This window comes from Microbacterium sp. CPCC 204701, from assembly GCF_004010105.1.
Classification (GTDB): Bacteria; Actinomycetota; Actinomycetes; order Actinomycetales; family Microbacteriaceae; genus Microbacterium.
In genome coordinates this window covers 1-1,532 of the sequence record NZ_RRYE01000544.1, presented here as the reverse complement: position 1 = coordinate 1,532, position 1,532 = coordinate 1, and the positions used below count along the sequence as shown (strand labels likewise).

Annotated in this window: 2 protein-coding genes; both read left to right on the top strand. The window is 73.4% G+C overall.

Annotated elements, in window-relative coordinates:
* The first annotated feature begins 53 nt into the window (after positions 1-53).
* Complete coding sequence (gene paaD, locus EIO58_RS17690; RefSeq protein WP_127820534.1) at positions 54-578, top strand: 1,2-phenylacetyl-CoA epoxidase subunit PaaD; 525 nt, start codon at positions 54-56, stop codon at positions 576-578.
* On the top strand, positions 578-1,532 hold a 955-nt coding region (locus EIO58_RS17685; RefSeq protein WP_127820533.1), incomplete at its 3' end, for an FAD-binding oxidoreductase. The genes paaD and EIO58_RS17685, both read left to right, overlap by 1 nt.

Sequence of the window (1,532 nt, the reverse complement as noted above, 5' to 3'; positions counted from 1 at the left end):
GGCCGGCTCCTCGGCGAGCTGCAGGTGCTCGCCCGCGCACACCCGGGGGCGACATGGTGACCGCGACCGCGCTCGAGCGCGAGGCCCGGCCGCGTCCGGTCGATCCGGAGCGGGCGGCGGTGTGGGATGCCGCGGCCGCCGTGCTCGACCCCGAGCTGCCGGTGGTGACCATCGCCGACCTCGGCATGCTGCGCGACGTCGAGCTCGACGGCGATGTCGCGGTGGTCCGGATCACGCCCACGTACTCGGGGTGTCCCGCGATCGACGCACTGCGCGCCGACATCGTCGCCGCACTCGCCGTGATCGGCCGCGAGGCGCGAGTCGAGGTCGTCTTGAGCCCCGCGTGGACCACCGACTGGATGAGCGACGACGGTCGCCGCAAGCTCGAGGAGTTCGGCATCGCACCCCCGCGCCCGCGCGGCGCCGACGGGCACGTCGCGCTCGGCCTCGGCATCCGATGCCCGCGATGCGGGTCGCTGCACACGCGCGAGCTGACGCGCTACGGGTCGACGTCGTGCAAGGCGCTGTGGCAGTGCCAGGCGTGCGGTGAGCCGTTCGACCGGTTCAAGGAGCTGTGATGGCTGCGCTCACGTCCCCCGCGCCCGCTGCGGCACCCGAAGCGTCGAGCGGCCGACGCCGTGCGGTGTTCCATCCGCTGCGCGTGGAGTCGATCCGCCCGCTCACCGCGGACGCGATCGAGGTGAGCTTCGTGGTGCCGCCCGAGCTCGCGGGCGCGTTCGACTACCGGCCCGGTCAGCACATCGCGCTGCGCATGACGCTCGACGGCGACGAGGTGCGGCGCAGCTACTCGCTCTGCCGGGCGCCCTCGTCAGGCGGTGCGTCGCAGACGCTCAACGTCGCGATCAAGCGTGAGCGGGGCGGCGCGTTCTCGACGTGGGCGCTCGAGCACCTGGCCCCCGGCCAGGTGCTCGAGGTCATGAGTCCCGACGGGCACTTCACGCCGCACGGCCGCTACGACCGCCCCGCGCGGTTCGCGGCGATCGCGGCGGGCTCGGGCATCACGCCGGTGATGGCCCTCATCGAGCATCACCTCGGCGAGCGGCCCGACGACACGTTCGACCTCGTGTACTCGAACCGCACCGCCGTCGACGCGATGTTCCTGGACGACCTCGCCGACATCAAGGACCGCTACCCGGCGCGGCTCGCCGTCCACCACGTGCTGACGCGCGAGCGCCGGCCGGCCGACCTCTTCTCGGGGCGCCTCGACGAGGAGCGGCTCGAGAAGCTGCTGACGCGGGTCGTGCCCTCAGAGGTGATCGACGAGTGGTTCCTGTGCGGGCCGTTCGAACTGGTCGAGAGGGCCCGTGCCGTGCTGCTGCGGCTCGGGGTCGAGGCATCCGCGATCCGTATCGAGCTCTTCGCGACGGGCCGCTCCGACGAGCACGCCGGTCCGCGGCGCCCGCCCGTCGAGGCGGCACCGGGCGAACCGGTACGCACGATCTCGTTCCGCCTCGACGGCACGACCGGCACCGTGACGACGCCCGTGTCGGCCGGCGAGACGATCCTCGCCG

Bases quoted from the DNA above. Each gene is read 5' to 3' on its own strand.
- paaD (WP_127820534.1), top strand. From the start codon at position 54: ATGGTGACCGCGACCGCGCTCGAGCGCGAGGCCCGGCCGCGTCCGGTC.